The organism is Pontibacter ramchanderi, assembly GCF_002846395.1.
Classification (GTDB): Bacteria; Bacteroidota; Bacteroidia; order Cytophagales; family Hymenobacteraceae; genus Pontibacter; species Pontibacter ramchanderi.
The window spans coordinates 20071-46536 of record NZ_PJMU01000003.1 but is presented as its reverse complement, the minus strand read 5'-3'; the positions used below and the strand labels follow the sequence as shown (position 1 = coordinate 46536).

Annotated in this window: 26 protein-coding genes; 18 read left to right on the top strand and 8 right to left on the bottom strand. The window is 49.3% G+C overall.

All coding sequences use genetic code 11. The annotated features are described in order from the left end of the window. Nucleotides 1-372 precede the first annotated feature (372 nt). From BD749_RS19450 to BD749_RS12850, 15 genes are all read left to right on the top strand, one after another. A complete protein-coding gene (locus tag BD749_RS19450) occupies nt 373-531 on the top strand; it encodes a hypothetical protein (protein ID WP_180336408.1) in 159 nt (52 codons plus the stop codon). A gap of 314 nt (nt 532-845) precedes the next feature. Continuing rightward, nucleotides 846-1328 (top strand): c-type cytochrome, encoded by a 483-nt coding sequence (locus tag BD749_RS12915; protein WP_245869179.1) that lies wholly within the window; start codon nt 846-848, stop codon nt 1326-1328. A gap of 30 nt (nt 1329-1358) precedes the next feature. Next, nucleotides 1359-3377, top strand: a complete 2019-nt coding sequence (gene nosZ / locus BD749_RS12910; RefSeq protein WP_101444894.1) for a Sec-dependent nitrous-oxide reductase — start codon at nt 1359-1361, stop codon at nt 3375-3377. 90 nt (nt 3378-3467) lie between these two features. Further along, entirely contained in the window at nt 3468-4070 is a 603-nt protein-coding gene (locus BD749_RS12905; RefSeq protein ID WP_101444892.1) for a hypothetical protein, read from the top strand. Then, nucleotides 4067-4534: a nitrous oxide reductase accessory protein NosL gene (locus BD749_RS12900; RefSeq protein ID WP_101444889.1), complete on the top strand. Its 468-nt coding sequence runs from the start codon at nt 4067-4069 to the stop codon at nt 4532-4534. Before BD749_RS12905 ends, BD749_RS12900 begins: the two co-directional genes overlap by 4 nt. Continuing rightward, nucleotides 4518-5816 carry a nitrous oxide reductase family maturation protein NosD gene (gene nosD / locus BD749_RS12895; protein WP_101444887.1) on the top strand — a complete coding sequence of 433 codons (1299 nt, stop codon included), beginning with the start codon at nt 4518-4520 and terminating at the stop codon, nt 5814-5816. Before BD749_RS12900 ends, nosD begins: the two co-directional genes overlap by 17 nt. Further along, complete coding sequence (locus BD749_RS12890) at nt 5779-6486, top strand: ABC transporter ATP-binding protein (RefSeq protein ID WP_101444884.1); 708 nt, start codon at nt 5779-5781, stop codon at nt 6484-6486. The genes nosD and BD749_RS12890 overlap by 38 nt, the downstream gene beginning before the upstream one ends. Nucleotides 6487-6489: 3 nt before the next feature. Further along, nucleotides 6490-7257, top strand: a complete 768-nt coding sequence (locus tag BD749_RS12885; RefSeq protein WP_101444882.1) for an ABC transporter permease subunit — start codon at nt 6490-6492, stop codon at nt 7255-7257. A gap of 296 nt (nt 7258-7553) precedes the next feature. Further along, nucleotides 7554-8099, top strand: a complete 546-nt coding sequence (locus BD749_RS12880; protein WP_245869176.1) for a c-type cytochrome — start codon at nt 7554-7556, stop codon at nt 8097-8099. Between the two features lie 17 nt (nt 8100-8116). Then, on the top strand, nt 8117-10153 hold the full coding sequence (nosZ, locus tag BD749_RS12875; RefSeq protein ID WP_101444880.1) for a Sec-dependent nitrous-oxide reductase: 2037 nt from the start codon (nt 8117-8119) through the stop codon (nt 10151-10153). A 77-nt stretch (nt 10154-10230) separates the two neighbouring features. Continuing rightward, on the top strand, nt 10231-10821 hold the full coding sequence (locus BD749_RS12870) for a hypothetical protein (protein ID WP_101444878.1): 591 nt from the start codon (nt 10231-10233) through the stop codon (nt 10819-10821). Between the two features lie 7 nt (nt 10822-10828). Then, complete coding sequence (locus BD749_RS12865) at nt 10829-11296, top strand: nitrous oxide reductase accessory protein NosL (RefSeq protein ID WP_101444876.1); 468 nt, start codon at nt 10829-10831, stop codon at nt 11294-11296. Continuing rightward, nucleotides 11280-12605 (top strand): nitrous oxide reductase family maturation protein NosD, encoded by a 1326-nt coding sequence (locus BD749_RS12860; protein ID WP_101444873.1) that lies wholly within the window; start codon nt 11280-11282, stop codon nt 12603-12605. The genes BD749_RS12865 and BD749_RS12860 overlap by 17 nt, the downstream gene beginning before the upstream one ends. Next, nucleotides 12538-13248, top strand: a complete 711-nt coding sequence (locus BD749_RS12855) for an ABC transporter ATP-binding protein (RefSeq protein ID WP_101444870.1) — start codon at nt 12538-12540, stop codon at nt 13246-13248. Before BD749_RS12860 ends, BD749_RS12855 begins: the two co-directional genes overlap by 68 nt. Beyond that, nucleotides 13245-14012, top strand: coding sequence for an ABC transporter permease subunit (locus BD749_RS12850; RefSeq protein WP_101444868.1), 768 nt, complete (start codon nt 13245-13247; stop codon nt 14010-14012). Before BD749_RS12855 ends, BD749_RS12850 begins: the two co-directional genes overlap by 4 nt. A gap of 84 nt (nt 14013-14096) precedes the next feature. Here the strand turns inward: BD749_RS12850 and BD749_RS12845 are convergent, their stop codons facing one another. The 4 genes from BD749_RS12845 to BD749_RS12830 all read right to left on the bottom strand — a co-directional run bounded on the left by BD749_RS12845 (nt 14097) and on the right by BD749_RS12830 (nt 18125). Further along, the gene (locus BD749_RS12845; RefSeq protein ID WP_101444865.1) at nt 14097-14324 is read right to left on the bottom strand and encodes a hypothetical protein; all 228 of its coding nucleotides are present in this window, start codon (nt 14322-14324) and stop codon (nt 14097-14099) included. 164 nt (nt 14325-14488) lie between these two features. After that, nucleotides 14489-14938, bottom strand: a complete 450-nt coding sequence (locus BD749_RS12840; RefSeq protein ID WP_101444863.1) for a 6-pyruvoyl trahydropterin synthase family protein — start codon at nt 14936-14938, stop codon at nt 14489-14491. 6 nt (nt 14939-14944) lie between these two features. Beyond that, complete coding sequence (locus BD749_RS12835) at nt 14945-16750, bottom strand: nitronate monooxygenase family protein (RefSeq protein ID WP_101444860.1); 1806 nt, start codon at nt 16748-16750, stop codon at nt 14945-14947. A gap of 181 nt (nt 16751-16931) precedes the next feature. Beyond that, on the bottom strand, nt 16932-18125 hold the full coding sequence (locus BD749_RS12830; RefSeq protein ID WP_245869172.1) for a proline dehydrogenase family protein: 1194 nt from the start codon (nt 18123-18125) through the stop codon (nt 16932-16934). Nucleotides 18126-18382: 257 nt separating this feature from the next. Here BD749_RS12830 and BD749_RS12825 point away from each other — a divergent pair, with 257 nt between their 5' ends. From BD749_RS12825 to BD749_RS12815, 3 genes are read left to right on the top strand one after another with little or no spacing between them, the layout of a single operon-like run. Beyond that, nucleotides 18383-19027: a thioredoxin family protein gene (locus tag BD749_RS12825; RefSeq protein ID WP_101444857.1), complete on the top strand. Its 645-nt coding sequence runs from the start codon at nt 18383-18385 to the stop codon at nt 19025-19027. Beyond that, nucleotides 19024-19464, top strand: coding sequence for a hypothetical protein (locus BD749_RS12820; protein WP_101444854.1), 441 nt, complete (start codon nt 19024-19026; stop codon nt 19462-19464). The genes BD749_RS12825 and BD749_RS12820 overlap by 4 nt, the downstream gene beginning before the upstream one ends. 3 nt (nt 19465-19467) lie before the next feature. Further along, nucleotides 19468-20760, top strand: a complete 1293-nt coding sequence (locus tag BD749_RS12815; protein ID WP_101444851.1) for a hypothetical protein — start codon at nt 19468-19470, stop codon at nt 20758-20760. Between the two features lie 267 nt (nt 20761-21027). Here the strand turns inward: BD749_RS12815 and BD749_RS12810 are convergent, their stop codons facing one another. The 4 genes from BD749_RS12810 to wecB form a co-directional block, all read right to left on the bottom strand. Continuing rightward, a complete protein-coding gene (locus tag BD749_RS12810) occupies nt 21028-22029 on the bottom strand; it encodes a sugar transferase (RefSeq protein WP_101444848.1) in 1002 nt (333 codons plus the stop codon). Between the two features lie 437 nt (nt 22030-22466). Then, nucleotides 22467-23732, bottom strand: coding sequence for a glycosyltransferase family 4 protein (locus BD749_RS12805; RefSeq protein ID WP_101444846.1), 1266 nt, complete (start codon nt 23730-23732; stop codon nt 22467-22469). Nucleotides 23733-23742: 10 nt separating this feature from the next. Continuing rightward, a complete protein-coding gene (locus BD749_RS12800) occupies nt 23743-25323 on the bottom strand; it encodes an alginate lyase family protein (RefSeq protein ID WP_180336407.1) in 1581 nt (526 codons plus the stop codon). After that, nucleotides 25298-26419 (bottom strand): non-hydrolyzing UDP-N-acetylglucosamine 2-epimerase, encoded by a 1122-nt coding sequence (gene wecB / locus BD749_RS12795; RefSeq protein ID WP_101444841.1) that lies wholly within the window; start codon nt 26417-26419, stop codon nt 25298-25300. The genes BD749_RS12800 and wecB overlap by 26 nt, the downstream gene beginning before the upstream one ends. Nucleotides 26420-26466 lie beyond the last annotated feature (47 nt).

The following is a 26466-nucleotide window of genomic DNA, read 5'->3' as shown; positions in this document are numbered from 1 at the left end:
AGGCTAAAAATTTGAGTGGTTTATTTTTTAGGGTTGAAACTGAATTATGGGAGCTTCCGCCTTGGTCCGACTAACCATGCAGGCCGTGTTGGTAAGGCTGCGACATAGGGTATTGGAACAATGCTTTTTTATTCCACCAATGCGAGCAGCCAGAGCAAGCCGATCTGTAGCTGTTACTCCTGATTTATTTTCGAACTGCTGCAAAGGTCATACAGAGGGTCAAGCAGAAAAATGATATAGGTCATTAATAAAAGAGATTAAGGTCTTCTATTTAAAAACTCCTTCAAAATACCTTTGTGCAGGTTGAAGCACAAACGGGCGCTATACCTTCTTTTCATGCTTTTATATATATCCTATAATATGTTTTTGAATATGGCGGCAGAGAACGAATCACATCACCTGGATGAATCCTCTGATGAAGTAAATAAAAAGCACTTGCCTTACGCGAATGTGTTTGCATTGGCGCGTGAGCTAAAAGAGAAGGTGCTCATGCTACCTGAGTATGTCTGGTATAGTGTTAAGGCTCTGTAAGAGAGCATGTTTCTGTTGACGGTCGTTCCGCTAATCGCTAGAACTCAGTCAAATTAACGGGTTGATTTGCCTTGAAGCTTTGCTGGCAATGAATAGAGCCAGAAGCAAAAAGATGACAAAGGTCACTATTAAAAGAGATAAAGGTCTTTTATTTCAGAAGCTGAGGAGAATACCTTTGTAGTGTAAATGAAAGCCAAACAGTGCCAATTAAAGAGGGGTTCAGTGCCTGGGAATTAGAAAATGTGCGGGAAGCTGAATGCCTCAATGCCAAACAGATTAACAACATGAAATCCAAAAATCAAAACCCAACCATCATGAAATCTTTAAAATCCGCTGCTTTCCTTTTCCTGGCTGCCCTTGTACTCTACAGCTGCTCTTCAGACAACACCGCCACTACCGAAACAAAACAGGAATCCGGCCTGGCCCATCAGGCACCTGCTGCCCCGGTAGAGGATGACGGCAAAGGGGTGGGCCCTATTACCACGGTTGAAGTGGGCGACAATGTAGACGAGGCGCTGGCTGCTGAGGGTAAATCCATTTTCGAGGGCAAGTGCTCTGCCTGTCACCAGTTGTCTGACCAGAAAGTGGTTGGACCGGGTATGGCCGGTGTAACGGAGCGTCGCAAGCCGGAGTGGATCATGAACATGGTGATCAACCCCGAGGAGATGACCAAAAAAGACCCAACCGCCAAAAAGCTGCTGGCTGAGCACTTAACGCAGATGACCAACCAGAACATCAACGAGCAGGACGCACGTGCTATCCTTGAGTTCCTCCGTCAGAACGACAAGAATTCTTAATATAAAAACTACAGCAAAACAATAATCAACATGAAATCATTATTCACAACTATCAAAAAAGCGGCTCCTGCTGCTGCCTTTACACTGGCGCTGGCCGGTGGCACGGCCCTGCAGGGTTGCAGCAGCGGTCCTGGCGAAGGTAGCGCTACAGCTGCCGGTGTTGCTTCGGATGCCGCGCAGGCGGTGTATGTAGCACCGGGCAAGCACGACGAGTACTACTCTTTCCTGTCGGGCGGCTTTAACGGACAGATGTCTGTGTATGGCCTGCCTTCCGGCCGACTGCTGAAGATCATTCCGGTGTTCACGCAGCACGGCGAGAACGGTTACGGCTACAGCGAAGAGTCTAAGGCGATGCTGAACACATCCCACGGTTTCGTGCCTTGGGACGACCTGCACCACCCAAAACTGTCGCGCACCAACGGTATGACCGACGGACGCTGGTTGTTTGCCAACGGTAACAACACCCCGCGTGTAGCCCGTGTGGACCTGAGCACCTTCGAGACTGTGGAGATCATGGAGATCCCGAACTCAGCCGGTAACCACTGCTCGCCATACCCAACCGATAACAACGAGTACGTGATAGCAGGTACGCGCTTCTCAGTGCCACTTGACATGAAAGGCGGTACAGCTGACGTGAGCATGGACGAGTACAAGGACAAGTTCCGCGGTTCTATCTCCTTCATTAAAGTAGACCAGGAGAAAGGCGACATGGAACTTGACTTCCAGATCCTGGTACCAGGCTTCGACTACGACCTGGCTAACGGTGGCAAAGGCCCATCTTCTGACTGGGTATTCTTCACCACTTATAACACAGAGCGTTCTGGCACACTGAAAGAACTGGGTGCATCGCAGAACGACCGCGACTACCTGGCTGCCGTGAACTGGAAACTGGCTGCCAAGTATGCCGCAGAAGGCAAGGCAAAGGAAATGCCAGCGTACTACTACCACAACAAAATGGACAAGGATTCGCACATCGCGAAGTCTACCATCAAGAAGTCAGTGCGCTACCTGCTGCCAGAAGACTGCCCAGGTATGATGTACCTGATCCCGGCGCCTAAGTCACCACACGGTATCGACGTGGACCCAAGCGGTGAGCACATGGTTGTAAGCGGTAAACTGGCTGCCACCATCCCAGTGTTCTCTTTCTCTAAAATGCAGGAAGCCATCAAGAACAAGTCTTTCGACGGCGAGATCAACGGTATCCCAGTGTTCAAATACGAGTCTGTGCTGAAAGCAGAAGTGCCGGAGCCAGGTCTGGGACCATTGCACACCGAGTTTGACGGAAAAGGCAACGCCTACACCTCTATGTTCGTGTCTTCTGAGATCGTGAAATGGAAATTGAGCGACTTCACAGTAGTAGACAGAATGCCGGTTTACTACTCAGTTGGTCACTTGATGATCCCGGGTGGTGACACGCACACACCGGACGGCAAGTACCTGGTGGCTATGAACAAGATCACCAAAGACCGTTACCTGCCAACTGGTCCTGAGCTGGCGCACTCTGCCCAACTCATCGATATCAGCGGCGAAAAGATGCGTATGCTGCTTGACTTCCCGACTGTGGCGGAACCACACTACGCACAGGCCATCAAAGCCGACCGAGTGGCACCGAACAGCGTGAAATTCTACGATCTGGCCAAGAACAAGCACCCTTATGCGGTGAAGAAAGAGTCTGACGCCAGCGTGACCCGCGAAGGCAACATTGTGCGCGTGAAAATGACGGCCATCCGCAGCCACATGACCCCAGACAACATTGAGGGTGTGCAGGTAGGCGATACTGTTCTCTTCCACGTGACTAACCTTGAGCAGGACTGGGACGTACCGCACGGCTTCGCAGTGATGGGCGCCAACACAGCCGAGACGCTGATCATGCCAGGCGCTACGCAGACCTTGCGCTGGGTACCAAAGAAAGACGGTGTGTTCCCATTCTACTGCACCGACTTCTGCTCTGCCCTCCACCAGGAAATGCAAGGATACATCCGGGTATCTCCTAAAGGCTCTAAAGTGCCGATCTCATTCTCTACAGGCAAGAAGAAGCCTGCTGCTTAACCAAAAGGTTTAAGCTGGGCAAAACAAAAGCGGAGGTTGCCCACAGCAGCCTCCGCTTAATTTTTAAATTTTCACCTTAAACCCAAAAGGATGAAAGCTTACCACAAAGTGCTGATGCTGATAGCCTCGCTGTCGCTCGGATTGTTATTCCTCTTCCCGATGTGGAAGATTTACCTCAAAGCCCCCCAGTACCCCGAAGGACTGGAAATGCACATCTGGGTAAACCAGATAGCGGGTAACTCAGACGGGGCTATCCAGAACTTCAACATCCTGAACCACTACATCGGTATGGAGCCCATCCACGCCGACTCTTTCGCTGAGCTTCGGATCATGCCGTACATTGTCATCTTCTTTATCGTGGCAGGTATAGTAGTAGCGCTGCTGGGCAAACGCAAGCTGGTGCTCGGCTGGACAGTGCTGCTAATGGTGGCCGGTGCTGCAGGTATCCTTGACTTCTATTTGTGGCTGAACAAGTTCGGTACCAACCTCGACCCAAGTGCCCCCATCAAAGTGCCGGGCATGACCTATGTGCCACCTTTGCTAGGCAGTAAACAACTGCTCAACTTCGATGCCTTGTCGTTGCCAGCCCTGGGTAGCTTAGGTATAGGACTCGCGATCTTATTAGCTGGCTTGGTGTATTATTTCAGCAGAAGCACAGCGCAAGTGAAAACAGCAGAAAAAGTAACCGCATGAAATCTTATAACCTATACCTGAACTGCCTGGTGCTCGTGGTGATCCTGCTGCTGGCCGGCTGCCGGGTAGAGCCCAAGCCAATCGCATACGGAGAGGTAAACTGCGCCCACTGCCAGATGACCGTGTCGGACAACCGTTACGGCGCCGAACTGGTGAACGACAAAGGCAAAGCGTTCTTCTTCGACTCGGCCGAGTGCCTGGCCCAGTACCTGGACCAAAATCCGGAACTGGCAGAAAGCGCCGCTCACGTGTTGGTGACCGACTACACAAGACCCGGTGAGCTGATCGAAGCCCGCAGCGTCCATTTTATACAGAGCAAAGAGCTCCCCAGCCCGATGGGCATGTACCTGACCGCCGTGGCCGACGAGGCCGCAGCCACCAAAATGCAACAGGAAGTAGGCGGTCGCCTGCTGAACTGGGAACAGGCCGTAACAGCCGTTAGAAACAATGAGAAACCTGAGTAAAAATATCGTAGTTTGGACCGCATGCACTTTGGTGTGGTTGCTGGGATGCCCCTTGGCTTTTGGCGACACACTGAAGGTATGCAACACCTGCGAGTACCACTCCGTGAAAGAGGCCGTGCGCAAGGCGAAAGCCGGTGACGTGGTGCTCGTGGACGGAGGCGTATACCTGGAATCAGGTATAGAGATCACCCAGCCCATCAGCCTGATCGGGCGCAACAACCCGGTGATCGATGGCCGCAACAGCGGGCAGATCATCACCATCAAATCCTCCAACGTGAAACTGGAGGGCTTCACGGTACAGAACGTGGCCGTAAGCTACATGCGCGACGATGCTGCCATCCGGGTGGCTGACCGCGAAAACATACAGATACTGAACAACACGGTACTCAATACCTACTTCGGTATATACCTGCAAAACGCGGACAACAGCGTGGTGAAAGGCAATGTGGTGAAGGGAGTGAATACCGGTAAGATAGAATCGGCGCTCGGCAATGCCATACACGTGTGGCGCACCGACGGCGCCGAGATCAGCAATAACAGGGTGGAGGGCCATCGCGACGGCATTTACTTCGAATACGTGACCAACAGCTTGGTGCACGAGAACACAAGCGAGCGCAACAACCGCTATGGCCTGCACTTTATGTTCTCAGACGGCAACGTGTATACCCGTAACATCTTTCGCAAGAACGGCGCCGGTGTGGCCGTGATGTATACCCGCGACATCCGGATGGAACACAACACCTTTGAGGATAACTGGGGCGCCGCTGCCTATGGCCTCCTGCTGAAGGATATTTCGCAGAGCACGATCCGCAACAATACCTTCCGTAGAAATACCACCGGTATTTACATGGAGAGCTCTAGCCGGCTGCACATCGAGGGCAACGACTTTGACCGCAACGGCTGGGCGATTCGTCTGCTGGCCAGCTGCATACAGGATACGTTCCGGCTCAACAATTTCACGGCCAACTCCTTTGATGTGAGCACCAACGGCAGCCCTACCATGAACCTGTTCGAGCAAAACTACTGGGACAAGTACACCGGCTACGACCTGAACAAAAACAGTGTAGGTGATGTGCCGTACCGGCCTGTAAGCTTGTACTCGATGCTGGTGGAGCGCGTGCCGCCCTCAGTGATGTTCATGCGCAGTTTTATGGTAGACCTCCTGGACAGCATCGAGCGGGTGATGCCGAGCTTTATACCCGAGACCCTGATAGATGAAAGCCCTTTAATGAAGAAAATAAATCATGATAGCGATAGAAAACTTGTCCAAAACCTACGGTAAACTGGCCGTGCTCGACAACCTGAGCGTGCGCTTTGAGGGTGGCCGTGTGGTGTCCATCATCGGCCCGAACGGTGCGGGCAAAACCACCATGAGCAAGTGCATTTTGGGTATTGTGCTGCCCGACAGCGGCGACATCAAGTTCAAAGGCGAGAGCATACTGAAAAAGCACGCCTACCGCAGCCAGATCGGCTATATGCCCCAGATCGGCAAGTATCCCGAGAACATGAAGATCCGGCAGGTGATCGAAATGGTGCGCGACATCCGTAAAGACGCCACCGTGATTGACGAAGAGTTAATAGGCCTTTATGGGCTTCAAAATATGTATGATAAAAGAATGGGCTCCCTGTCGGGCGGCACGAAGCAGAAAGTGAGTGCGGCACTTGCCTTCATGTTCGACCCGCAGGTGCTTATTCTCGATGAACCCACCGCAGGCCTTGATCCGATCTCCGCGGAGATTCTCAAGTGCAAAATACTGAAGGAGAAAAAGAAAGGGAAGCTGATCCTGATTACCTCGCACATTATGAGCGAAGTGGAGGAAGTGGCCGACGAGGTCATGTGCCTGATGGACGGTTCGGTAAAATTCCACGACACCATCACGGAAATTAAGCAACAGGCAAATGAGGAGCGCCTGAGTCGCGCCATTGCCAAGATCATGCATGAGGAGGACTAAGCCATGAAAAAGATCATTAAATACGTTTTGTACGACATCGTGCGCAACAAGATTGTAGTGGCCTATACCTTGTTTCTGCTGTTGCTCTCGGTTGGCCTGTTTAACCTGGGCAGTAGCCCGGAGAAGGGTTTGCTGAGTCTGCTCAACCTGGTGTTGCTCACCGTGCCGCTCATCAGCATTGTGTTCGCCACAACCCACTTTTACAACTCCTATGAGTTCATGGAGCTGCTGGTGTCGCAACCCATCAAGCGCAGCAAGATCTTCATGAGCGAGTACCTGGGTGTTACCTTGTCTCTTTCGGCTGCGCTTGTCATCGGCATGGGTATACCCGTGATGCTGTTTGCGCCAGGGGCCACAGGGCTATACCTGGTGCTAACAGGCGTATTCATCACCTTTATTTTTGTGGCGCTGGCTTTCCTGGCCTCGGTCCTCACCCGCGACAAGGCCAAAGGCATCGGCATCGCGCTGCTGCTCTGGTTCTACTTTGCCCTGATCTACGACGGCATCGTGCTGTTCATCCTGTATTCTTTTGCCGACTACCCGCTGGAGTACGCCACCCTGACCATGACGGCGCTGAACCCGGTAGACTTGGGTCGCATCATGGTATTGCTGAACCTGGATGTGTCGGCTCTGATGGGCTATACCGGTGCCCTCTACAAGAGCATCTTCGGCAGTATGTGGGGAATTGTATCGGCGTTTGGGGTGATGCTGCTTTGGGTGACGATCCCTTTAATCACTTCCAGAAACATCTTCCAGAAACGAGACCTTTAAAGCGTGAAAAAATAGCCTTCACAGGCAAGAGAAAAGACCAGAAGTTTTATTCAAACAAAAGAGCGCAGGCTAATCGGTCTGCGCTCTTTTGTTTAACGTGTCGCTGTGTTTTGTGTCGATGCAGTAATAGCACTTTTAAGTAATGGCGGTATCCTTTTCCTGTATCAGCAGAGGAAGCTATGTAATAAAACGGATATGGCTGAAGTACAGTACTGCCTCTGAATCAAACCGAAAGAAAGTCAGTGCGTACAAATGCCAAGAATGTTTAACGTTACCACACCTAAACCATCAAAACTATGGCAAATCCGTCCAATTCATTAAACAAAATTCTGAGCGGTCTTCTCCCCGATTCTTTCAGGTATGGCGTTGTGGCGCTATTCTGTGGCTCGCTTCTTTTAAGCTGTTCATCCGGCGATAATGAAAATAAAGCCACCGAATCGCAGGAGCAAACCGGACTGGCACATCAGCAGGAGCAAGCCCCTGTAGAAGATGATGGCAAAGGTATAGGACCTGTCTCTTCTATTGAAGTAAGCGCAGACATAGACGATGCCCTGGCCGCCGAAGGCAAGACCATTTTCGAGGGCAAATGCTCAGCCTGCCACCAGCTCACTGACCAGAAAATTGTGGGCCCCGGGCTATTGGGCGTGACCGAAAAACGCAAGCCGGAGTGGATCATGAACATGGTGATCAACCCCGAGGAAATGACCAAAAAAGACCCGACCGCCAAAAAGCTACTGGCTGAGCACTTAACGCAGATGACCAACCAGAACATCAACGAGAAAGACGCACGCGCTATTCTGGAGTTCCTCCGTCAGAACGATCTCCAGGCACAAGGAAAATAAACTTAACCCAAAATATCATGGAAGTACTAAACCAAAAGTTAACAGCAATAGCACCTAAGCTGGGCTTTATGCTCACGCTCATGGCTGGTGCGGTACTGCAGGCATGTGGAGGAGGAGAAGGAAATCAGAAATCGACTGCAGTCGATTCGGATGCGGCGTCTGCGGTATATGTACCACCAGGGCAACATGATGAGTATTATTCTTTCCTGTCGGGAGGTTTTAACGGGCAGGTATCAGTATACGGGCTGCCCTCGGGCAGGCTGCTGAAAGTTATACCTGTTTTCACGCAGTTTGCCGAGAATGGCTACGGGTATAACGAGGAGACAAAGCCCATGCTGATGACCTCGCACGGATTTGTACCCTGGGACGACCTGCACCACCCCAAGCTGTCGCGCACCGATGGGATGGCAGACGGAAAATTTCTGTACGTGAATGGTAATAACACGCCAAGGGTGGCAAAAGTGGATCTGACGACTTTTGAGACAGTGGAAATCATGGAGATTCCGAACTCGGCCGGTAACCACTGCTCGCCTTACCCAACCAACAACAACGAGTACATTCTGGCGGGTACACGCTTCAGTGTGCCGATCAACACAGACAAAGCAGGTATAGGAGATGCCGGCCTGGACGAGTACAAAGACAAGTTTCGGGGCTCTATTTCTTTTATAAAGACAAACGAGGGCAACGGCCACATGGAGCTGGATTTTCAGGTGCTGGTGCCCGGCTTTGACTATGACCTGGCCAATGGCGGCAAAGGGCCTTCCGGCGACTGGGTTTTCTTTACCACCTACAACACCGAAAAGTCTTCTACTTTAAAGGAGTTGGGCGCCTCCCAAAACGACCGCGACTACCTGGCGGCCATTAACTGGAAGCTGGCGGCCAAGTACGCTGCCGAGGGCAAGGCACACGAAATGCCGGCCAACTACTACCACAACACGATGGACCACAACTCCCACATCGCCAAATCCAACGTGATCAAAAAAGTGCGCTACCTGCTGCCGGAAGAATGCCCGGGTATGATGTACCTGATCCCGGCGCCTAAATCGCCGCACGGCATCGATGTGGACCCCACTGGGGAGTACATGGTGGTGAACGGCAAACTGGCCGCTACCCTGCCTGTTTTCTCTTTCTCTAAAATGCAGCAAGCCATCGAAAACAAGGACTTTGATGGCGAAGTGAATGGGATACCTGTATTCAAGTATGAGTCGGTACTCTATGGCGAAGTACAGGAGCCAGGCCTCGGCCCATTGCACACCGAGTTCGATGGAAAGGGAAATGCCTACTCTACGATGTTCGTGTCGTCGGAGGTGGTGAAGTGGAATGTGAAAGACCTGAAAGTGCTGGACAGAATGCCGGTTTACTATTCTCCGGGCCACCTCATGATCCCGGGCGGAGATACCAGAGAGCCTGACGGCAAGTACCTGGTTGTGATGAACAAGATCACCAAAGACCGCTACCTGCCAACCGGACCAGAACTTTTGCACTCGGCCCAGTTGATCGACATCAGCGGTGACAAAATGCGTATGCTGCTCGACTTCCCGACCCTGGCTGAACCGCACTACGCGCAAGCTATTCAGGCGGACAAGGTGGCGCCAAACAGTGTCAAGTTCTTCAAGCTGGATGAAAATTCGCACCCGGAGGCTGTCAAGAAGGAGTCTGACGTGAAAGTAACGCGCCAGGGCAGGACCGTGAAAGTAAACATGACCTCTATCCGAAGCCACTTCACGCCAGACAACATTGAAGGCGTGCAGGTAGGCGATACAGTGATTTTCCACGTGACCAACCTGGAACAGGACTGGGACGTGCCGCATGGTTTTGCCATCATGGGTGCCACCAACGCCGAGACCCTGATCATGCCGGGCGCCACGCAGTCGTTGCGCTGGGTACCTAGGGAGGCCGGTGTATACCCTTTTTACTGCACGGACTTCTGTTCTGCCCTTCACCAGGAAATGCAGGGCTATGTGCGTGTTTCGCCGCGCGGATCTAACGTGCCTTTGAAATTCTCGACGGGCGAGAAGAAACCGGTTCCTCCGGCACAGGCCAGTGTAAACTAAGATTAGCTGATTGTGAAGGACAGCGGAGTTTGTTAAGACCAGGCTTCGCTGTCTTTTTATAATTTTAATCAGAAAAGATGCGCATTTACCTGAGAATAATAATGGTAGTGGCAGCTTTGTTGCTCGGTACTTTGTTTTTCTTCCCCATGTGGAAGATATACCTGGAGGCACCCCAGTACCCGGAGGGGCTTGAGCTGCATATCTGGATCAACAAACTGGGAGGCAGCTCCGAGAGTGTGCTCCAGAACTTCAACATCCTGAACCATTACATCGGGATGGAGCCCATTCACCCGGACTCGTTTGCCGAGCTCAAGTACATGCAGTATATCGTTATCTTTTTTATGGTGACGGGCGTGACCGTGGGGTTGCTGGGAAAAAGAAAACTGGTGCTGTACTGGGTTATTTTGCTGGCCGTGGCAGGTGCCTCTGGCATTGCCGACTTCTACCTCTGGTTGTACAAGTTTGGCACTAACCTTAGTCCGGAAGCGCCCATAAAAGTACCGGGCATGACCTATATACCGCCTTTGCTGGGACATAAGACGCTGCTAAACTTCAATGCGCTCTCACTGCCCGGTTGGGGTAGTATCGGCATCTTCCTGGCTATCGTGTTCGGCACACTCGTATACCTGTTAAGCAGGGCTAAAATCAATTCTACTACATCCGAATAAATTTAACATGCTACATAAAAACACCCTTTACACCCTGAGTCTACTTTTCCTGCTGATAGGAGCAGCGGGTTGCTCGGTGGAGCCAAAACCTGTGCCCTATGGCGAGGCCAACTGTACCCATTGCCAGATGACCGTGTCGGATAACCGGTATGGCGCCGAGCTGGTAAACGACAAAGGCAAACCCTTTTATTTTGACGCGGCCGAGTGCCTTGCCTCCTACGTACTGGAGCATCCTGAAATAAGCGACAAAGCTGCTTACCTGCTCGTGACCGATTTCACCCAACCCAGTACACTGATTGAGGCAGACAAGGCGCATTTTCTGCAGAGCACGGAGCTGCCCAGCCCCATGGGCATGTTCCTGACGGCTGTGGCAGATGAAGCGAGGGCCAAAGAAATGCAGGAGAAGTACGGAGGCCGCCTGCTAACCTGGGAGGGGGCCAAACAAGCTGTGAGAAATAATGAGAAACCTGAGTAAGTATTTTGTTTGCTTGCTGGGCGCTTTTGTGTTGCTGCTGACGAGCCCGGTGGCTTTTGGCGACACGCTGAAGGTTTGTGCCTCCTGTCCTTATACCTCCGTGAAACAGGCTGTAAGCCTGGCAAAAGCCGGCGACGTGGTGCTTGTGGATGGAGGCGTATACCAGGAAGCAGGTATAGAGATCACCCAACCCATCCGCCTCATCGGGCAGAACAACCCGGTGATAGACGGCAACAACAGCGGGCAGATCATTACGGTGTCCTCCGACAACGTAACGGTCCAGGGCTTTACACTGCAGAACGTAGCCACCAGCTATACCCGCGACGACGCCGCGATTCGGGTGAGGCAGCAGAACAACATCCGGATCCTCAGCAACACCATCCTGAAAACTTACTACGGGATATACCTGCAGTACTCGGAGGGGATCGTCATCAAAGACAATGTGGTGAAAGGAGAAAACGTGGGTAAAACCGAGTCTTCGCTGGGCAATGCCATCCACATTTACAAAACGGACGATGTGCAGATCATCGGCAACGAGGTGCAGGGCCACCGCGATGGCATATACCTGGAAACCGTGAAAAACAGTACAGTGGAGCGGAACGTGAGCCACCAGAACAGCCGCTATGGGTTGCACTTTATGTTCTCAGACGGAAACGCCTATACCCATAACACCTTCCGCAGGAACGGCGCTGGTGTGGCCGTGATGTACACCACCAATGTGCGCATGGAGCACAACACCTTTGAGGATAACTGGGGCGCGGCCTCTTACGGACTGCTGTTGAAAGAGATAAACAACAGCGTTATTTACAATAACGTATTCCGGCGCAACACCACAGGTATACACATGGAAAGCTCGAGCCGGCTCGATTTCAGGCACAATGATTTTGAGCGCAACGGCTGGGCCATTAAACTGATGACCACATGCATAGACGATACCTTCCGGTTAAACAACTTTACCGGCAACTCGTTTGACATCAGCACGAATGGCAACGCGCAGCATAACTATTTTGAACACAACTATTGGGACAAGTACACGGGCTACGACCTGGATAAGGACGGCATAGGGGATGTGCCCTACCGGCCGGTGAGCCTATATGCGATGCTGGTGGAGCGCGTGCCACCCTCTGTGATGCTGATGCGCAGTTTTATGGTAGATCTGCTCGATAACATGGAAAGGGTACTGCCAAGTATCATTCCGCAAAACCTGATGGACGAGCGACCGCTAATGAAGAAGATAGATCATGATAACAATAGAGAATTTGTCCAAAACCTACGGCAAACTGCAAGTGCTCCGTGGCGTGAGCGTTGAGCTCACAAAAGGCAAAGTGATATCCATCATCGGGCCGAACGGTGCGGGCAAAACCACCATGAGCAAGTGCATTTTGGGCATGGTGCTGCCCGACAGCGGCGACATTAAATTTAAGGGAGAGAGTGTGCTGAACAGGCATGCCTACCGCAGCCAGATCGGCTACATGCCCCAGATCGGCCGTTATCCCGAAAACATGAAGATCCGGCAGGTGATCGAAATGGTGCGCGACATCCGCAAAAACGCCCCCATCGACGACGAACTGATCGGGCTTTACCGGCTGGAAGAGATGTACGACAAACGGATGGGCGCCTTGTCGGGCGGCACGAAGCAGAAAGTGAGCGCGGCGCTGGCCTTCCTGTTCGACCCGCAGGTGCTTATACTCGATGAACCCACTGCCGGCCTGGACCCTTTTGCTGCCGAGATTCTGAAAGGCAAAATCCTGAAAGAGAAAAAGAAAGGCAAGTTAGTGCTGATCACCTCGCACGTGATGAGCGAAGTGGAAGAAGTGGCTGACGAAGTGCTGTGCCTTGTAGATGGCGCCATCATGTTTTACGAAACCATTGCAGACATCAAAAACCAGACCCAGGAAACCCGCCTGAGCCGGGCAGTTGCTAAAATGATGAACGGAGGAACTGCACTATGAACAAGCTTATCAAATACGTTTTGTATGACATCGTGCGCAATAAGATCATCGTGGCCTATACCTTGTTTCTGTTACTCTTGTCTATTGGCCTCTTCCAGTTGGGAGGCAGTGCCGACAAGGGCCTGCTGAGCCTTCTCAACCTGGTGCTCTTGACCGTGCCGCTGATCAGCATTGTCTTCGCCACGACCCACTTTTACAACTCCTACGAGTTCATGGAGCTGCTGGTGTCCCAGCCAATCCGGCGTAGCCGTATTTTTATGAGCGAGTACCTGGGCGTGGCCTTGTCGCTGTCAGCCGCTTTTCTGGTTGGGGTGGGGGCGCCGGTGCTGTTCTTCGCCCCGAGCACCACGGGTCTGTTCCTGGTTGTGACGGGGGTGCTGATCACTTTCGTTTTCGTGGCGCTGGCTTTCCTGGCCTCGGTCATCACCCGCGACAAGGCCAAAGGCATCGGTATCGCGCTGCTGCTCTGGTTCTACTTTGCCCTGATCTACGACGGGCTGGTGCTGCTAATCCTCTACGCCTTCAGCGACTATCCGCTCGAACAGACCACGCTCGCTCTTACGGCACTCAACCCAGTGGACCTGGGGCGCGTGATGGTACTGCTTCATTTGGATGTATCGGCGATGATGGGTTATACCGGGGCGCTCTACAAGAGCATTTTTGGAAGTTTATGGGGCATCGGCATTGCCCTGGCAGTGATGCTGCTTTGGGTGATAGTGCCCCTGCTCAGTTCCAAGCGCATCTTTCAGAAAAGAGACCTGTAGGAATGTAATTCACAGGTATAGCCAGCCACGTGCTGACACAGAAATCCCCGCCTTCTGCAAAGCGGGGATTTCTGTTTTATAGGCTTACTGGTTATTGCGGTTTGTGGTTGATACGGTGTCTACTTCAAAAGCCGCTGTATCGTCCTGCATATCCAGCTGCGGGCTTACTTCTTCGCCTGACCCGATCTCTACACTTTCATCTATGGTTTCGTTATTGCGGGTGTCGGTTTCACCAGCTGTGTCGTGGGTCGTGTTGTCGGAGCTACAGGAGAAAAAGAAAATACCGGCAAAAATTATAAGTGTCTTTTTCATAGTCGTATGTATTGGTTTAAACTATCTAAAACGAGTTTAAAAACCGTTCGTTTCAAAGCATAGTTCTGAAAACCAGTTACAAACTGACAGGCCAATGCAAAAAAAGCGCCCTGTACTTGGCCGGGGCCGTCAGACAGGGCGCTTTGAAGGGGAGGAGGGCAGGCTTAGTCGTTATCGGCTGCGTACCATTCGGCAAAAGACTTTTCCGTTTCCCAGAGCTTGAGGCTGTGCAACTCCACATAGGGCGGCAACAGGTGCCGGATGCGCTGCTTGAAGTCGATCAGCATGTTTTCGCAGGTAGGCTGATACGGCGTGAGCACCAGGTTGTGGTTGAAGTGCCGCAAGGCCAGGATCAACTCCTGCGGGGCATCCTGCCGCAACAAAAGCGCATGATCAATCGGGTCGATGATCGTTTCCTGTACCAGTTTTTTCAGCTCTTTGAAGTCCATCACCATGCCGTCGTTCGGGTGCGTTTCACTCACGATGGGCGTGCCCATGATCGTGACCTCCAGCCTGTAGGAATGCCCGTGAATGTTGCGGCAGCCACCTTTGTAATGCTGCAGGGCGTGCGCCGCTTCAAATGTAAACAGGCGGGTTAATCGTATTCTGCTCATACCTGACTATACCTTCTGGTTTGCTAACTGCAACTGGTCTTCAGCTTCCAGTAATTCATCCAACATCAGCACACGCTTCTCCAACTGGTCCTTAAACAGTGTCGGCACCAGCTCTTTGTAGTAACTTATACCTTGCTGCAGGTTCTGCCAGAAACTCTGCAGGTATTTTTCCTGCTTGTCTGTCATGGTCTCCTGCAGTTCGGCTTTCTTGTTTTTCCAGTACTGCACATACATGTTGAGCTCGTTGATGAACACATGCGGACGGTAGGTATTGTTAAGTACGTTCATGCGACCGTAAATGTGGTCGACCATCTCCTGCAGTTTAAAAATGTTGGAGAAGTAGGCCAGGTTCGGGCCCGGGCAAATGGCGATCGGTCTGGAAGCTACGGTTTTTCGGGCTATACCTAGTTTCACCAGCGCTGTGTTGGCCAGTCCTTCGCAGAGGCATTCTTTCGAAAGTACTTTTGCTTCTTCGGCTTTGTATTCTGCTTCCGGCAGCCCCATACCTTGCAGTTGCACCAGCTTGTTGCGCTGGTATTTGCGGGAGGCGGTACAGATCGGCTCTTTTGTGAAATCGGTGTTGGAGACCAGGTGCTTTTTTTCGCACGGACTACCAGGTTTGCCTTTTTCAATACGTGCCAAAGTGAGCGCCTCCGAACTGGTGCCGCGCAGCGAGTTGAAAGGTACGCCAAGCGGGGAAATTGGGCTCAGGTATAGGTCTTCTTTTTTGGCACGGGCCAGTTTTTCCATGGTCTCCGCATCGACAGTGGTAGCTTCGGGTACCAGCAGGAAAGGGGTACCCCAGCCGGCAGCATCCATGCCGTAGTGCTCGAGCAGGAAGTCGTGCTCCTCTGCCGTGCCGATACCGCCCTGCACCGTGATGTGCATGGTAGGCGCTGCGGCCGGTACGGTATAGCCTTTGGAGGTAAGCGCATTGCTGAACAAGGTATAGAGTTCGTCCTGCATGGCCTGTCGGTTTTGCTTAAACTCTTCGAGGATGGGGCCGAGCAGGTAGCCGTCGGTAGCGAAGGCATGGCCGCCGCAGTTCAAGCCCGACTCGATGCGAAACTCCGATACCCAAATGCCTTTCTTAGCCAGGATCTTGCCCTGCACAAAGGCCGAGCGGTAGTCACTCACTTTGATCACCACCTGCTTTTGGAGGTAGCCGTTTTCGTCAGGGAAGAAACAGGGGAATTGCTCGAGGTAGCTGTAGAGGCGCATGTTCATACCGGCCGAAAAAATCACCGAAGCATGCACGGTACTTTTTGCAAAACCACGCAGCGCGGCCAGTGCATCGGAATACTCGGATGGCAGCGGGTTACCGTCTTTGTCGTAATTGGTTTTGTCGAGCTTGGTCATGATGTTCACATCGATGCTTCCGGGTACCACGGCTTTGCGCAACTCATCCTGCATGATCTTCTTCAGCTCCGGGTTGCTCGTCTGCAGCATCTTTCTGTACATCGCTTTTAGGGGAGCGTTTTCCGGCAGCAACAGAAAGTACTTTGTCAGGCGCGATTCAGAGTCGAACGACTCCTGCTGGAGGGCCTGTACCTGTAACGTTACGATGCGGTCGGCCAGGTCAAGGTAAGCCGTAATGCGACGTGCGCGGTAATCTTCTTCTTTCTGCGAGATAGGAGTAAATGGCTCCTGGTATACCTGGCTGTAGTACTCGCGCATTTGCTCAATCAGCGTGTCGTCACTGAGCGAGATAACCGAAGAGATACCATACTGCGCCACTTTCATGGGCGAGTCAATCGAGAAGGCCAATCCCATAACCGGGATATGGAAGCTGTGCGGTGTGTTTTTGATCATGAATGAAAATGTGGTATCGGTTTGATTTTGTTACTATTTGTTAAGCTCTAACCCCTTTTGTCTGATTCTTCAAATAGGGTTCCTGCCCCCAGGGAGGAAAGGATTTTCCGGATTTTTGCATTTGCCGGGTTGTCCCCTTGCTTTCTTTAAAAGGAGCAAGGGGATGACCACTCTCAGCGACTTACAAGCCCCTGCGTTTCATTTCCGCCTCCAGCAGGCTCAATTCCCTGCCCATTTGCCCGGCAATGGACGTGTTTTCCTCCGCCCGCCTGATCATGTAAGGCAGGGTGGTAGCCACGTCACCATAAGGCAGGTACTTGGAGGCGTTAAAACCAGCGCTGGCCAGGTTGTAGGTCAGGTTATCGCTCATGCCATAGAGCTGAGAAAAATGGATGCGCTTGCGGTGGTCGGCTATACCTTGCCGGTTGATCTGGTTGACGAGGTAGCGGGTGCTGGCTTCGTTGTGTGTTGCAGCGCAGAGCTCGACGCGGTGCAGGTGCTGCAGGCAGATGTCAATCGCTTCGTCGAAGCTGCGGTCTGTGTCAGCTTTGATGTGAAAGACCGGGCTCGGGTAACCGTACTCAGCGGCGCGTTCCTGCTCTTTCTCAATGTATGCCCCGCGCACGATCTTTATACCTAAAATAACGTCGTAACCTTCGCTGCGTTTCAGCAGATCGGTGAGGTAAGCCACGCGGTCGGTGCGGTACATCTGCAGTGTGTTGAACACAACGGCGCGCCGCTCGTTGTAGCGCAGCATCATCTTTTCGGCTAGTTCGTCCATGGGCTGCTGTAGCCAGGTTTCCTCAGCATCAAGGTATACCGTGATGTTGGCTTCGTAAGCGGCTTTGCAGATCAGGTTCAGCCGATTCTCTGTTCGCTGGAAAGCAGCCTGCTCTTCCGACGACAGCGTTACTCCTTCCTGCAGTTTCTGGAAAATGTCGCGGGAGCCTATACCTGTCAGTTTCACACTGATGTAGGGTATCTCGCCCGTTACTTTGGCCAGGCGTATGTTGCGCATGATCTCGTCGAGCACGTAGTCGAAACCGGCTTCATCCTCCTTGGCTTCGGCGGCGTAGTCGAGCACGGTGTATACGCCGGCGTTGGCCATGCGGCGGATGGCACGCTGGGCCTGCTGCGCCGTTTCGCCCCCGCAAAAGTGACTGTAGATCGTCTTTTTAACCAGTCCCTTGATCGGAAGTCCCAGCTTCAGTGCCCAAACCGAGGCAACTCCGCCTAGCTTCACCAACATGGGCTTTCCCATCATTTTAAAAAGAAAGTGCGCCATTTTAAGCTCTTGGTCCGTCTTGGTGCCGAAGGCGATCTTCAGGTCGTTCGGATCGAAGGTGCTGGTGGGTTGTATGGTTGTCGTATTCATGGTAATTGCAATTCTTTGGGTATATGGCTGCTGTTGTTTAACCAGTAGGTTCGAGCCTGGATGAAGGCACAAGTTAGCCTGGCAGGCATGCCCCGGAAATGAGCAGCGTTAGTTCAAATAATGACATAGATCATTTTCTGTGTATTTGTTTTTACAGCTGTAGAACGATGCGTTAAATATTGTTTTTGAGTGACTTAAGTCATTTTATAAAGCTAGGCATATGGCTAGACTTGCATAGAATTTAAAACCCAAGTCTCATGAACACCCCTGATATACTCACGCCTGAATTCATCAATCCGTTGACTTATCAAAGCTTCAAGCAATTGGCAGACGAACTCATAGCAAAGGATCAAACCACAGGCCCGGAGCAGACCGAAGAACGCATTGCTTACACCAAACTCAACCAGCAGCGCATGAAGCGTGTCGAGAAACAATTCACCCTTAACCCTGACTTACTCGAGGCCCTGCAGCAACCGCGCCCCGAATGGCATTGGGTGGTGCTGGTGGAGTCGTGGTGCGGCGACGGAGCTCAACAACTGCCTGCCCTGGCTGCCATTGCCGAGGCGGTGCCCACCATAGAACTGACGGTGCTTTTGCGCGACGAAAATCCCGACTGGATGGACACCTGCCTGACCAACGGAAGCCGTGCTATACCGAAGCTGATCTGCCTGAATGCCGAAACGAATGAGCGCCTCTTTACCTGGGGACCACGCCCGGCAGCGATTCAGGAAAAGGTGCTCCAGTTTAAAGAGCAAAACCCATTTGCGACCAAAGAAGAGGTACACTTGCTGGTGCACACGCTATACGCCAAAGACCGAAGCCAATCGCTGCAGCTGGATCTGCTGCAATTGGTGCAAAGCGCTATACCTGTTCAGGAAAAAGAGGAGGGAGTAGTATCATGAAGCTAGTCATTATCGCCATATTTCTGGCCAGCCTGACCTCCATGTGCGGACACGAGCGCGATCTCGAAACAGAGCACAAAGAGGTAATTCACGAAGAGCAAACTCTGGCCCTGAACGGCACCGAACGCTGGCAGGCCGACGAGCCAACCAACCGCCACATCACGCAACTTCAAGGTATGCTGCAGGAGTTTAAGCTGCAGGCGGAGAACAATTCGGCAGAGGCGTACAACGACCTGGGGCAGGCCATGAAAGCTGAGATGCAGCAACTCTTTAAAGACTGCCGCATGAAAGGTCCCGCGCATGACATGCTGCACGTATATCTAATGCCACTAGTGGAAGATGTTAACGTGCTGGCCGAAAAAGACGAGCACCTGTCTGAGCAGGCATTGGCGCGGGTAAGCACGCGCCTAAAAGAATACAACACTTATTTTGAATAAACGATGGCGGAGGTAAAGGCGCAGCGGCTACCGAAAACAGAACAGGATACCCTGGTGCGGGCTCGGCTCGCACTTGGGTATTTTGTGCTCGTGGCGGTGCTGGGCCTTTTCCTGCGCTGGCTCATGGTGTCGCCTGTTGTGGGCGTCAACTACAAAAACTTCCTGCACGCGCATTCGCATGTGGCCTTGCTGGGCTGGCTCTACTGCGCCTTTTTTGCGGCCCTGCTCTACATTTTCCCTGCCACTACCCCCGTTGACCGCGCCTCTTTCCGACGGCAGTTTTTCCTGACGCAGGTATCGGTGCTGGGTATGCTCTTTACCTTCCCGGTGCAGGGTTATGCGCTCTTCTCCATCATCTTCTCGACGTTGCACATTTTGCTCAGCTACTGGTTTGCCCGCAGCTACTGGCGCCATCTGCGGCAGCATGTGGCGCAGGAAGCGCATGGTGTTTCGCTGAAGTTTATCGGGGCGGCCTTGCTGTTTATGGTGCTGTCCTCCATCGGTCCCTGGGCCATGGGGCCGATTATGGCCAAAGGCACCATTGGCGGTGAACTCTACTACTCGGCCATCTATTTCTACCTGCACTTCCAGTACAACGGCTGGTTTACTTTTGCCGTGCTCGGCTTGCTATTTTGGTTTCTGGAGCGCCACCACATCCCTTTCAACCGCCGCTGGACCATATGGGCTTTCTGGCTGTTGGCGCTGGCCTGTCTACCTGCCTATGCGCTGTCGGTGCTCTGGACCAAACCTGCGGACTGGGTATACGCCATCGGGTATGTGTCGGTGGGCATGCAACTGGCGGGCCTGCTATACCTGGCAAAAGTACTGCGGCAGATATGGGCGGAGGTGGTGCCTTTGCTGAAGCCCTGGGTGCGGGCGCTGGCAGGTATGGCGCTGTTCTTTTTTGTGCTGAAACTGGTGTTACAGACCGTATCTGCTTTCCCGTACATGGCCGACCTGGCCTACAAAATCCGCTACTTCATCATCGGCTACCTGCACCTGTCCCTGCTCGGTTTTGTGTCGCTCTTCGTGCTGGGCTTCCTCCTGCAGCAAGGCCTCTACCGCCTCGGCCGATATGGCGGTATCGGGCTAGTACTTTTCCTGACGGGCTTCTTCGCCACGGAATTGCTGCTATTCGGGCAGGGCACTTTGCTTTGGCTCGGGCTGAGAGCTTTGCCAAGTTTCAACTGGCTGATGTTCTGGGCGAGTGTGCCCATGCCGCTGGGGTTGGGGCTGTTGTTTCTGGGGCAGCGGGGGTTGAAAGTGAGTGGGGTAGGGAGGTTGTCTGAATCTTAATATTGGGCTCCTACCTCAAGGGTTTACAGAATTTTGGAGTGACGTAATTGATAATGTTGATATACTGAGTATTACTCTTAATTTTCGCAATCTGACTCTTTCTGATTTTAAAGATACAAATTGTATCTCTTACAATTTTTCAATTCTAACGCATTCAAGTTATTAAGTAACTTGTCTTGCAAAAAACCATAAAAGCAGTAATGGATCTGATTAACGTGATTCTTGATATTTATGGTCATTCAAAATTTTTGAATATATCTGTTTAATCTAAAGACTATTCATAGTCAGTACGACTTTAATAGTCTTGAAAAGTATTTTAATATCTAATAAGAGAGAGGCATTTTTTAGGTAAAACAAGTCATACTCTAATTTTTGTAGGTTTTGCTCAGGGGTAGCAGTAGGATAAGTAACTTGAGCTAATCCTGTTACTCCTGGGCGTATTGCATGCCTTAAGTTATAGTATGGGGCTTCCTCGGCTAGTTTGCACACTATGTCTTCTTTCTCCGGCCTTGGACCAATCAAGCTCATATGCCCGCAAATAATATTAATAAGTTGAGGTAACTCATCTATTTTCGTTTTCCTCAAGAACTTACCGATGGGTGTAATTCTGCTATCGTTGAGTACTGTATGTGAGTTGTTAGTTGATTCAGGCGAATAGTACATAGTTCTTAGTTTGTAGATGCTAAAAACTTTGCCTTTCAAACCTACTCTGTTCTGAATAAAAAATGCTGGCCCCTTTGATGTAGCTTTTATGCACACTATAGCCATTAATACAAGCAAAAAAGCTATAGGTGCGAAAGAAAAGGCAACGGTTAGATCTATCGCTCTTTTAAGTTGGAAAAAATTTGTGCGGGAATTAACATAGAATAAGTCACTGCTAATAAGCCAGGATTTACAGTGAACTGATGGGATACGCTCGGTAAAGCTCTCATAAAATGACGCCAAATTGTATACACAGACTTGTTTCACTCTTAAATTATTGATCTGCTTCAGTTGCGAGTTATTCAATGTAATGTTATAACTAGGGTCTAGTAAAACAACATCAAAATGCTTTTGTGATAGAAATGTTGCTAAATCTACTTCAGAGGAGTTCTCCCAAAAGTCAACTGTATATACTTTTTTGAATTTAGGTTCTTGTATTAGCTCTAATGCGATTGCACCAGGATTAATTATAAGGCACTTTTTCTCACTGACTTTCTCGTGCTTAATAACATTAAGCTTTGTCTTATTTAAATCAAGGCCATTAAAATATAGTAATTGTAAATTCATAACCTTAATAACTAAAGGGTCCAAAAAAGCTAGAGATTTAAGTTCTTGACTTATATTAACTAATAATTGTATATACGGGGAGGTGGAAGAAAAAGTAATAAGAATATTTAAAAAAATAATTAAATAATTTATGATTAGTTGTTTCTAATATTGATACTAATAACAATGCTGTTTTTTGATGTCTGAGGTAGTGTTATATAGGAATAATATTATATTATGATAAATTTATATTACTGATTTTATGATAAAAATATTATCCTATTAAAAATAGTTTATGATATTAAAATAATATTTTATCGATAGATAAATGCTGGCCATTAAGCAGCCTGTTATTCACTGAATAATGCATTATTGTGAGATTAAGGCAAGTTTTTAGGACGTCCTGTGTTATATATGGCTTCAAACTTTAGTCAACTAAAACTTTGGAGTAAATTATTCTATAATTTTACTGTACTATTTTGATGCAATTCTGAGGTAACACTTTGGGGCGAAACTTCTGCAGACATCTCATGGACAACTTGTAGTGTGCGGAGCATTTTATCAGCTAAATAGTCTTTGTCAAACAAAGCTTTCGCAATAATCTGGGCTCTTTCTCCCATAGCAATTGTAGAGGCTAGATTATCACTCAGTTCTATCAAGGTTTGAGCCAATTGATCAGGGTCATTGGGGTCTAAGGTATATCCGGCATGGTGTTCTTCAAGAAAATCTTTCATCCAGCCTTGTGTGTTCTGGACAACCGGCACACCTGCAGCCAGTGACTCGAAAAATTTGTTTGGAGAAGAGGTATCTAGTATGGGAGTCCCTTTTAAGGGCACCAAAGATACAAGAGCATGTTGTACGTATGTAACTAAGTTTTCCTTAGGCATTAAACCAAGCCGGATGAAGTTGGTTATGCCTTCACTAAATGCTTTCTGCTCTAGTTCTTCACGCTGTTGCCCTTCTCCAATAAGCAGTATGACAATATCCTGTCGCCCCATTTTGTGTAAAGCTTTTGCAGCTTCATATAACCAGTATGAGTTATTCACCATGCCGATATTGCCTGTATAAATAGCGTATTGTTTTGGTTTCAGTAAAGGATGTGTCGTTGTAAATGGTCTTGGAGTAGAAAACAGAGGTATATTGGCTGCATTTGTTACATCTACTATGTTTTCAAATTCAAAGCGCTGGAAGATGTTTTTTGTCATGCCGGGAGACAGGGTAACAATATACGAAGAAGCTTTGTAACACTGTTTTTCAAACCAATAGCTTATATTTTTTATGAGTCTGTTTTTAATGATACCTAACTCTATAGCCCCTTCAGGCCATAAGTCCCTGGTTTCAAAAATCAACTTTCTTCCTCTGATGTAACGTGCTATTAAACCAGGAATACCGACTGTAATGGGACCTGATGAGGCAATGACAACATCTGCTTTTATAGTGAGCGCATAATAAGATGATAGTATGCTGTATAAGAGGAACGTCCAGATCCTCTTGTAAAAGGAATGCTTGTTATCAGTAACAATATTCAAAACCTTAACATGAATACCATCGAAATACTGGTCTTCGATAAGTTTAGTGGCAGTAAGATCCGATTTGCTAAGAATGCTGGTTACTACAGTTACCTCATGTCCCTGCTTTACCCAGTTACTGGCAAACTCATAAACACGGGTGCCCCATGACCCCTTAGGAGTCGAAAAATTTTGATAGAAGTAAAGTATTTTCATAGTAAGTCATTTATTCAAACTCGATAACTGTATCAAGCACATTTTTGAAATGTATTTTAAAAACTGTTGCTTTTTGGTAGGTGTTAAAAGCTGAAGCAAACTGATAGGGAGCTGTTTCGATACGGAGCGCGTTTTTGAAACTGATCGTTCCTATTGTATCCAGGTGTATCCTAGAACTTTCTACTTTAAATGTTACTGCAGGGTGTAAGTGAATCAAAGCAATAGCTTCAGAAGCTTTTTTGCCCACCAATCTGTCTTGTATTGTTATAGTTGATCGGTCAAATGAAAACTTTCTATTGTGTTTTATCGCGTATCTTTTTTCATATCCGTCGTGTTCGCCTTCGATACTGTTTTTCGTTTCAGAATTGATACTGGTTATCGCCCTATCCCCTAATCGAAAGCTACCCCACACATCAGATTGATCAGCGTTATCGATAACGACAGTATTATGCGCAAATGTGGATCTTTCGTAAGACCTGATAGGGCCTGCTTGGTAAGTTGATGTACCTGCTTCAACAAACAGTGGAACCTGTTTATAGTGCAGGATAAAAGACAAAGCGTCTGCATGTCCATGCCCTGCCTGGTAGCTAGGGCCAATGTTTGCCATATCTACAAGACATTCATAGTCCCCGAACTCATATTTCCTGTATCCGGAAGATGAAAGAGGACGCGGAGTATCTGATTCAATGTTTAGAAATAAAGCATAATTGCGTAGTGATTCTGTGTCATAAGTAATGTTAGGGGCACTATCGTTTAAACAAGGAATTTGGTTATTCTTAAACGTGATTTTAGCCAACCAACTAAGCATCTTACTTGCTTTCGATTTTAGAATTTCTAGGAATGCTTCATTCTGACCATCGTATGACTGATACCAATCTACTAGTTCAAGTAACCGATGCAGTATGATTTGATGGTACATTGGGCTCAGTTCATAGTGAGCCCCATCTTCTAAAATTTGCTCATCCATTTCATCTAATAGAATACTTTGGCCGGTTGTTAACCAGTTTGGCTCCTCGAAGAAGGCACCACCCATGAGCAGGGCAAAAGAATTTTCAAGAACATGGTTTGCTAAAAGATGATACTCAACTCTTCCTGATAGAAAGTTTAGCTCTGCCCGTAGAGAGACCAGCAGATCCTCTTCGTTTAGTTTATGGCGGCAGATTAGTCGGATTAAATTCATTATCCTGATGGAGGCAGGGTATGGCTCCAGGGAAATTTCTGATTTGTTTAAACTTTCGTAAAGGGAACGAATCCACTGAAGCCTTATAGCCAATGGAATTTCCTCTTGCAGAAGGTAATTGGCATACTGTAAATTATAATTCCATAGCTTTCCATTTTCAGAGTACGACCAATCAATATTTTCTCCGAAGTGTACTTCCTGATTAATAAAGTTAAAACTACCATCAGGGGTAGCATATGTAAAACTCGATAGGTAATCAGAAAAATTGAGTTGCTTAAGATGTGCAGGATCTTTCTCTTGTATATAGGCATATAAAGGCTTAGCTTTTCTAAGCCGGTATGTGACTTGATAGACCAGTTGCTTAATCTTCAGATACCTGATCGTATTATAATACAGAGACAGCTTCTTCACTTTTAACTTGAAAAATCTCACACAGATGATTGACAATTCTCTCTGCTGTATGGCCATCCCACAGAGGGGGAATGCTGCCTTTTTTCCAATTCCCGGAGTATAGACGAACAAGCGCTTGCTCCAACATCTGAGGATCGCTGCCCAACAGCTCATTTGTACCGAGGGTACAGGTTTCAGGCCTCTCGGTAGAGTTCCTGAGTGTCATGCATGGTAGTCCCATAACAGTTGTTTCTTCTGTTATACCCCCAGAGTCAGTTATGACTCCCTTGGCATGCATAACCAGATAATTAAACTCTAAATAGCTAAGTGGGTCTACAGCTATAACCTTGTCAAGCTTTATCCCAAATTTTTCGATGTTGCTCCGTGTTCTTGGATGTATCGGGAAGATGATTGGCAGCGAGTTTTCTTCAGCTTCAAGTACACTGATAATACTTTGTAATTGAACTGCATCATCAACATTGGAAGGTCTATGCAGTGTCATGATCAAGTATTCTTTCTCTGCTAAGCCATAATGATCCCAGAATTGGGGTTTGATAAATTTGGGTGTCTGCTTTAACAACGTATCTATCATGGTGTTGCCAACAAAAAATATTTTGTCTTCTGATACACCAGAGTTTCTTAAGTTAGCATTTGCGTGCTCAGATGTAGTGAAAAAGTAGTTAGTAATACTATCCGTCACGAGCCGGTTGATCTCTTCTGGCATAGTCCAATCACCGGACCGTATACCCCCCTCAACATGTGCAACAGGTATACATAACTTTTGAGCAGTGATAGCACAAGCCATTGTTGAGGTAACATCTCCTACAACAAGTACTAAATCCGGCATGTGCGCAATTAGCTCCTTTTCAAATCGTACCATAATGGCAGCAGTCTGTTCAGCCTGAGTTCCACCTCCGGCCTCCAGGTTGGTATCTGGTAGAGGTATGCCAAGCTGCTCAAAAAAGTCACCTGACATCTTCTTGTCATAGTGTTGTCCGGTGTGGATCAAGCGGTAGCCAATATCGGCTCCCCTTTCTTTAGCTACTTGAATGGCCTCGATAATAGGTGCAATCTTCATGAAATTGGGACGTGCACCTGCAACAATAGAAACAATCATAGTTCTGCACCTATTAGATTTGGTTGGTTAAAATTGAATTGATGATT

What these genes read in the sequence shown, in the direction of transcription:
- BD749_RS19450 (WP_180336408.1), top strand. Translation starts at nt 373, where the DNA reads ATGGCGGCAGAGAACGAATCACATCACCTGGATGAATCCTCTGATGAA.
- BD749_RS12915 (WP_245869179.1), top strand. Translation starts at nt 846, where the DNA reads ATGAAATCTTTAAAATCCGCTGCTTTCCTTTTCCTGGCTGCCCTTGTA.
- nosZ (WP_101444894.1), top strand. Translation starts at nt 1,359, where the DNA reads ATGAAATCATTATTCACAACTATCAAAAAAGCGGCTCCTGCTGCTGCC.
- BD749_RS12905 (WP_101444892.1), top strand. Translation starts at nt 3,468, where the DNA reads ATGAAAGCTTACCACAAAGTGCTGATGCTGATAGCCTCGCTGTCGCTC.
- BD749_RS12900 (WP_101444889.1), top strand. Translation starts at nt 4,067, where the DNA reads ATGAAATCTTATAACCTATACCTGAACTGCCTGGTGCTCGTGGTGATC.
- nosD (WP_101444887.1), top strand. Translation starts at nt 4,518, where the DNA reads ATGAGAAACCTGAGTAAAAATATCGTAGTTTGGACCGCATGCACTTTG.
- BD749_RS12890 (WP_101444884.1), top strand. Translation starts at nt 5,779, where the DNA reads ATGATAGCGATAGAAAACTTGTCCAAAACCTACGGTAAACTGGCCGTG.
- BD749_RS12885 (WP_101444882.1), top strand. Translation starts at nt 6,490, where the DNA reads ATGAAAAAGATCATTAAATACGTTTTGTACGACATCGTGCGCAACAAG.
- BD749_RS12880 (WP_245869176.1), top strand. Translation starts at nt 7,554, where the DNA reads ATGGCAAATCCGTCCAATTCATTAAACAAAATTCTGAGCGGTCTTCTC.
- nosZ (WP_101444880.1), top strand. Translation starts at nt 8,117, where the DNA reads ATGGAAGTACTAAACCAAAAGTTAACAGCAATAGCACCTAAGCTGGGC.
- BD749_RS12870 (WP_101444878.1), top strand. Translation starts at nt 10,231, where the DNA reads ATGCGCATTTACCTGAGAATAATAATGGTAGTGGCAGCTTTGTTGCTC.
- BD749_RS12865 (WP_101444876.1), top strand. Translation starts at nt 10,829, where the DNA reads ATGCTACATAAAAACACCCTTTACACCCTGAGTCTACTTTTCCTGCTG.
- BD749_RS12860 (WP_101444873.1), top strand. Translation starts at nt 11,280, where the DNA reads ATGAGAAACCTGAGTAAGTATTTTGTTTGCTTGCTGGGCGCTTTTGTG.
- BD749_RS12855 (WP_101444870.1), top strand. Translation starts at nt 12,538, where the DNA reads ATGATAACAATAGAGAATTTGTCCAAAACCTACGGCAAACTGCAAGTG.
- BD749_RS12850 (WP_101444868.1), top strand. Translation starts at nt 13,245, where the DNA reads ATGAACAAGCTTATCAAATACGTTTTGTATGACATCGTGCGCAATAAG.
- BD749_RS12845 (WP_101444865.1), bottom strand. Translation starts at nt 14,324, where the DNA reads ATGAAAAAGACACTTATAATTTTTGCCGGTATTTTCTTTTTCTCCTGT.
- BD749_RS12840 (WP_101444863.1), bottom strand. Translation starts at nt 14,938, where the DNA reads ATGAGCAGAATACGATTAACCCGCCTGTTTACATTTGAAGCGGCGCAC.
- BD749_RS12835 (WP_101444860.1), bottom strand. Translation starts at nt 16,750, where the DNA reads ATGATCAAAAACACACCGCACAGCTTCCATATCCCGGTTATGGGATTG.
- BD749_RS12830 (WP_245869172.1), bottom strand. Translation starts at nt 18,125, where the DNA reads ATGAATACGACAACCATACAACCCACCAGCACCTTCGATCCGAACGAC.
- BD749_RS12825 (WP_101444857.1), top strand. Translation starts at nt 18,383, where the DNA reads ATGAACACCCCTGATATACTCACGCCTGAATTCATCAATCCGTTGACT.
- BD749_RS12820 (WP_101444854.1), top strand. Translation starts at nt 19,024, where the DNA reads ATGAAGCTAGTCATTATCGCCATATTTCTGGCCAGCCTGACCTCCATG.
- BD749_RS12815 (WP_101444851.1), top strand. Translation starts at nt 19,468, where the DNA reads ATGGCGGAGGTAAAGGCGCAGCGGCTACCGAAAACAGAACAGGATACC.
- BD749_RS12810 (WP_101444848.1), bottom strand. Translation starts at nt 22,029, where the DNA reads ATGAATTTACAATTACTATATTTTAATGGCCTTGATTTAAATAAGACA.
- BD749_RS12805 (WP_101444846.1), bottom strand. Translation starts at nt 23,732, where the DNA reads ATGAAAATACTTTACTTCTATCAAAATTTTTCGACTCCTAAGGGGTCA.
- wecB (WP_101444841.1), bottom strand. Translation starts at nt 26,419, where the DNA reads ATGATTGTTTCTATTGTTGCAGGTGCACGTCCCAATTTCATGAAGATT.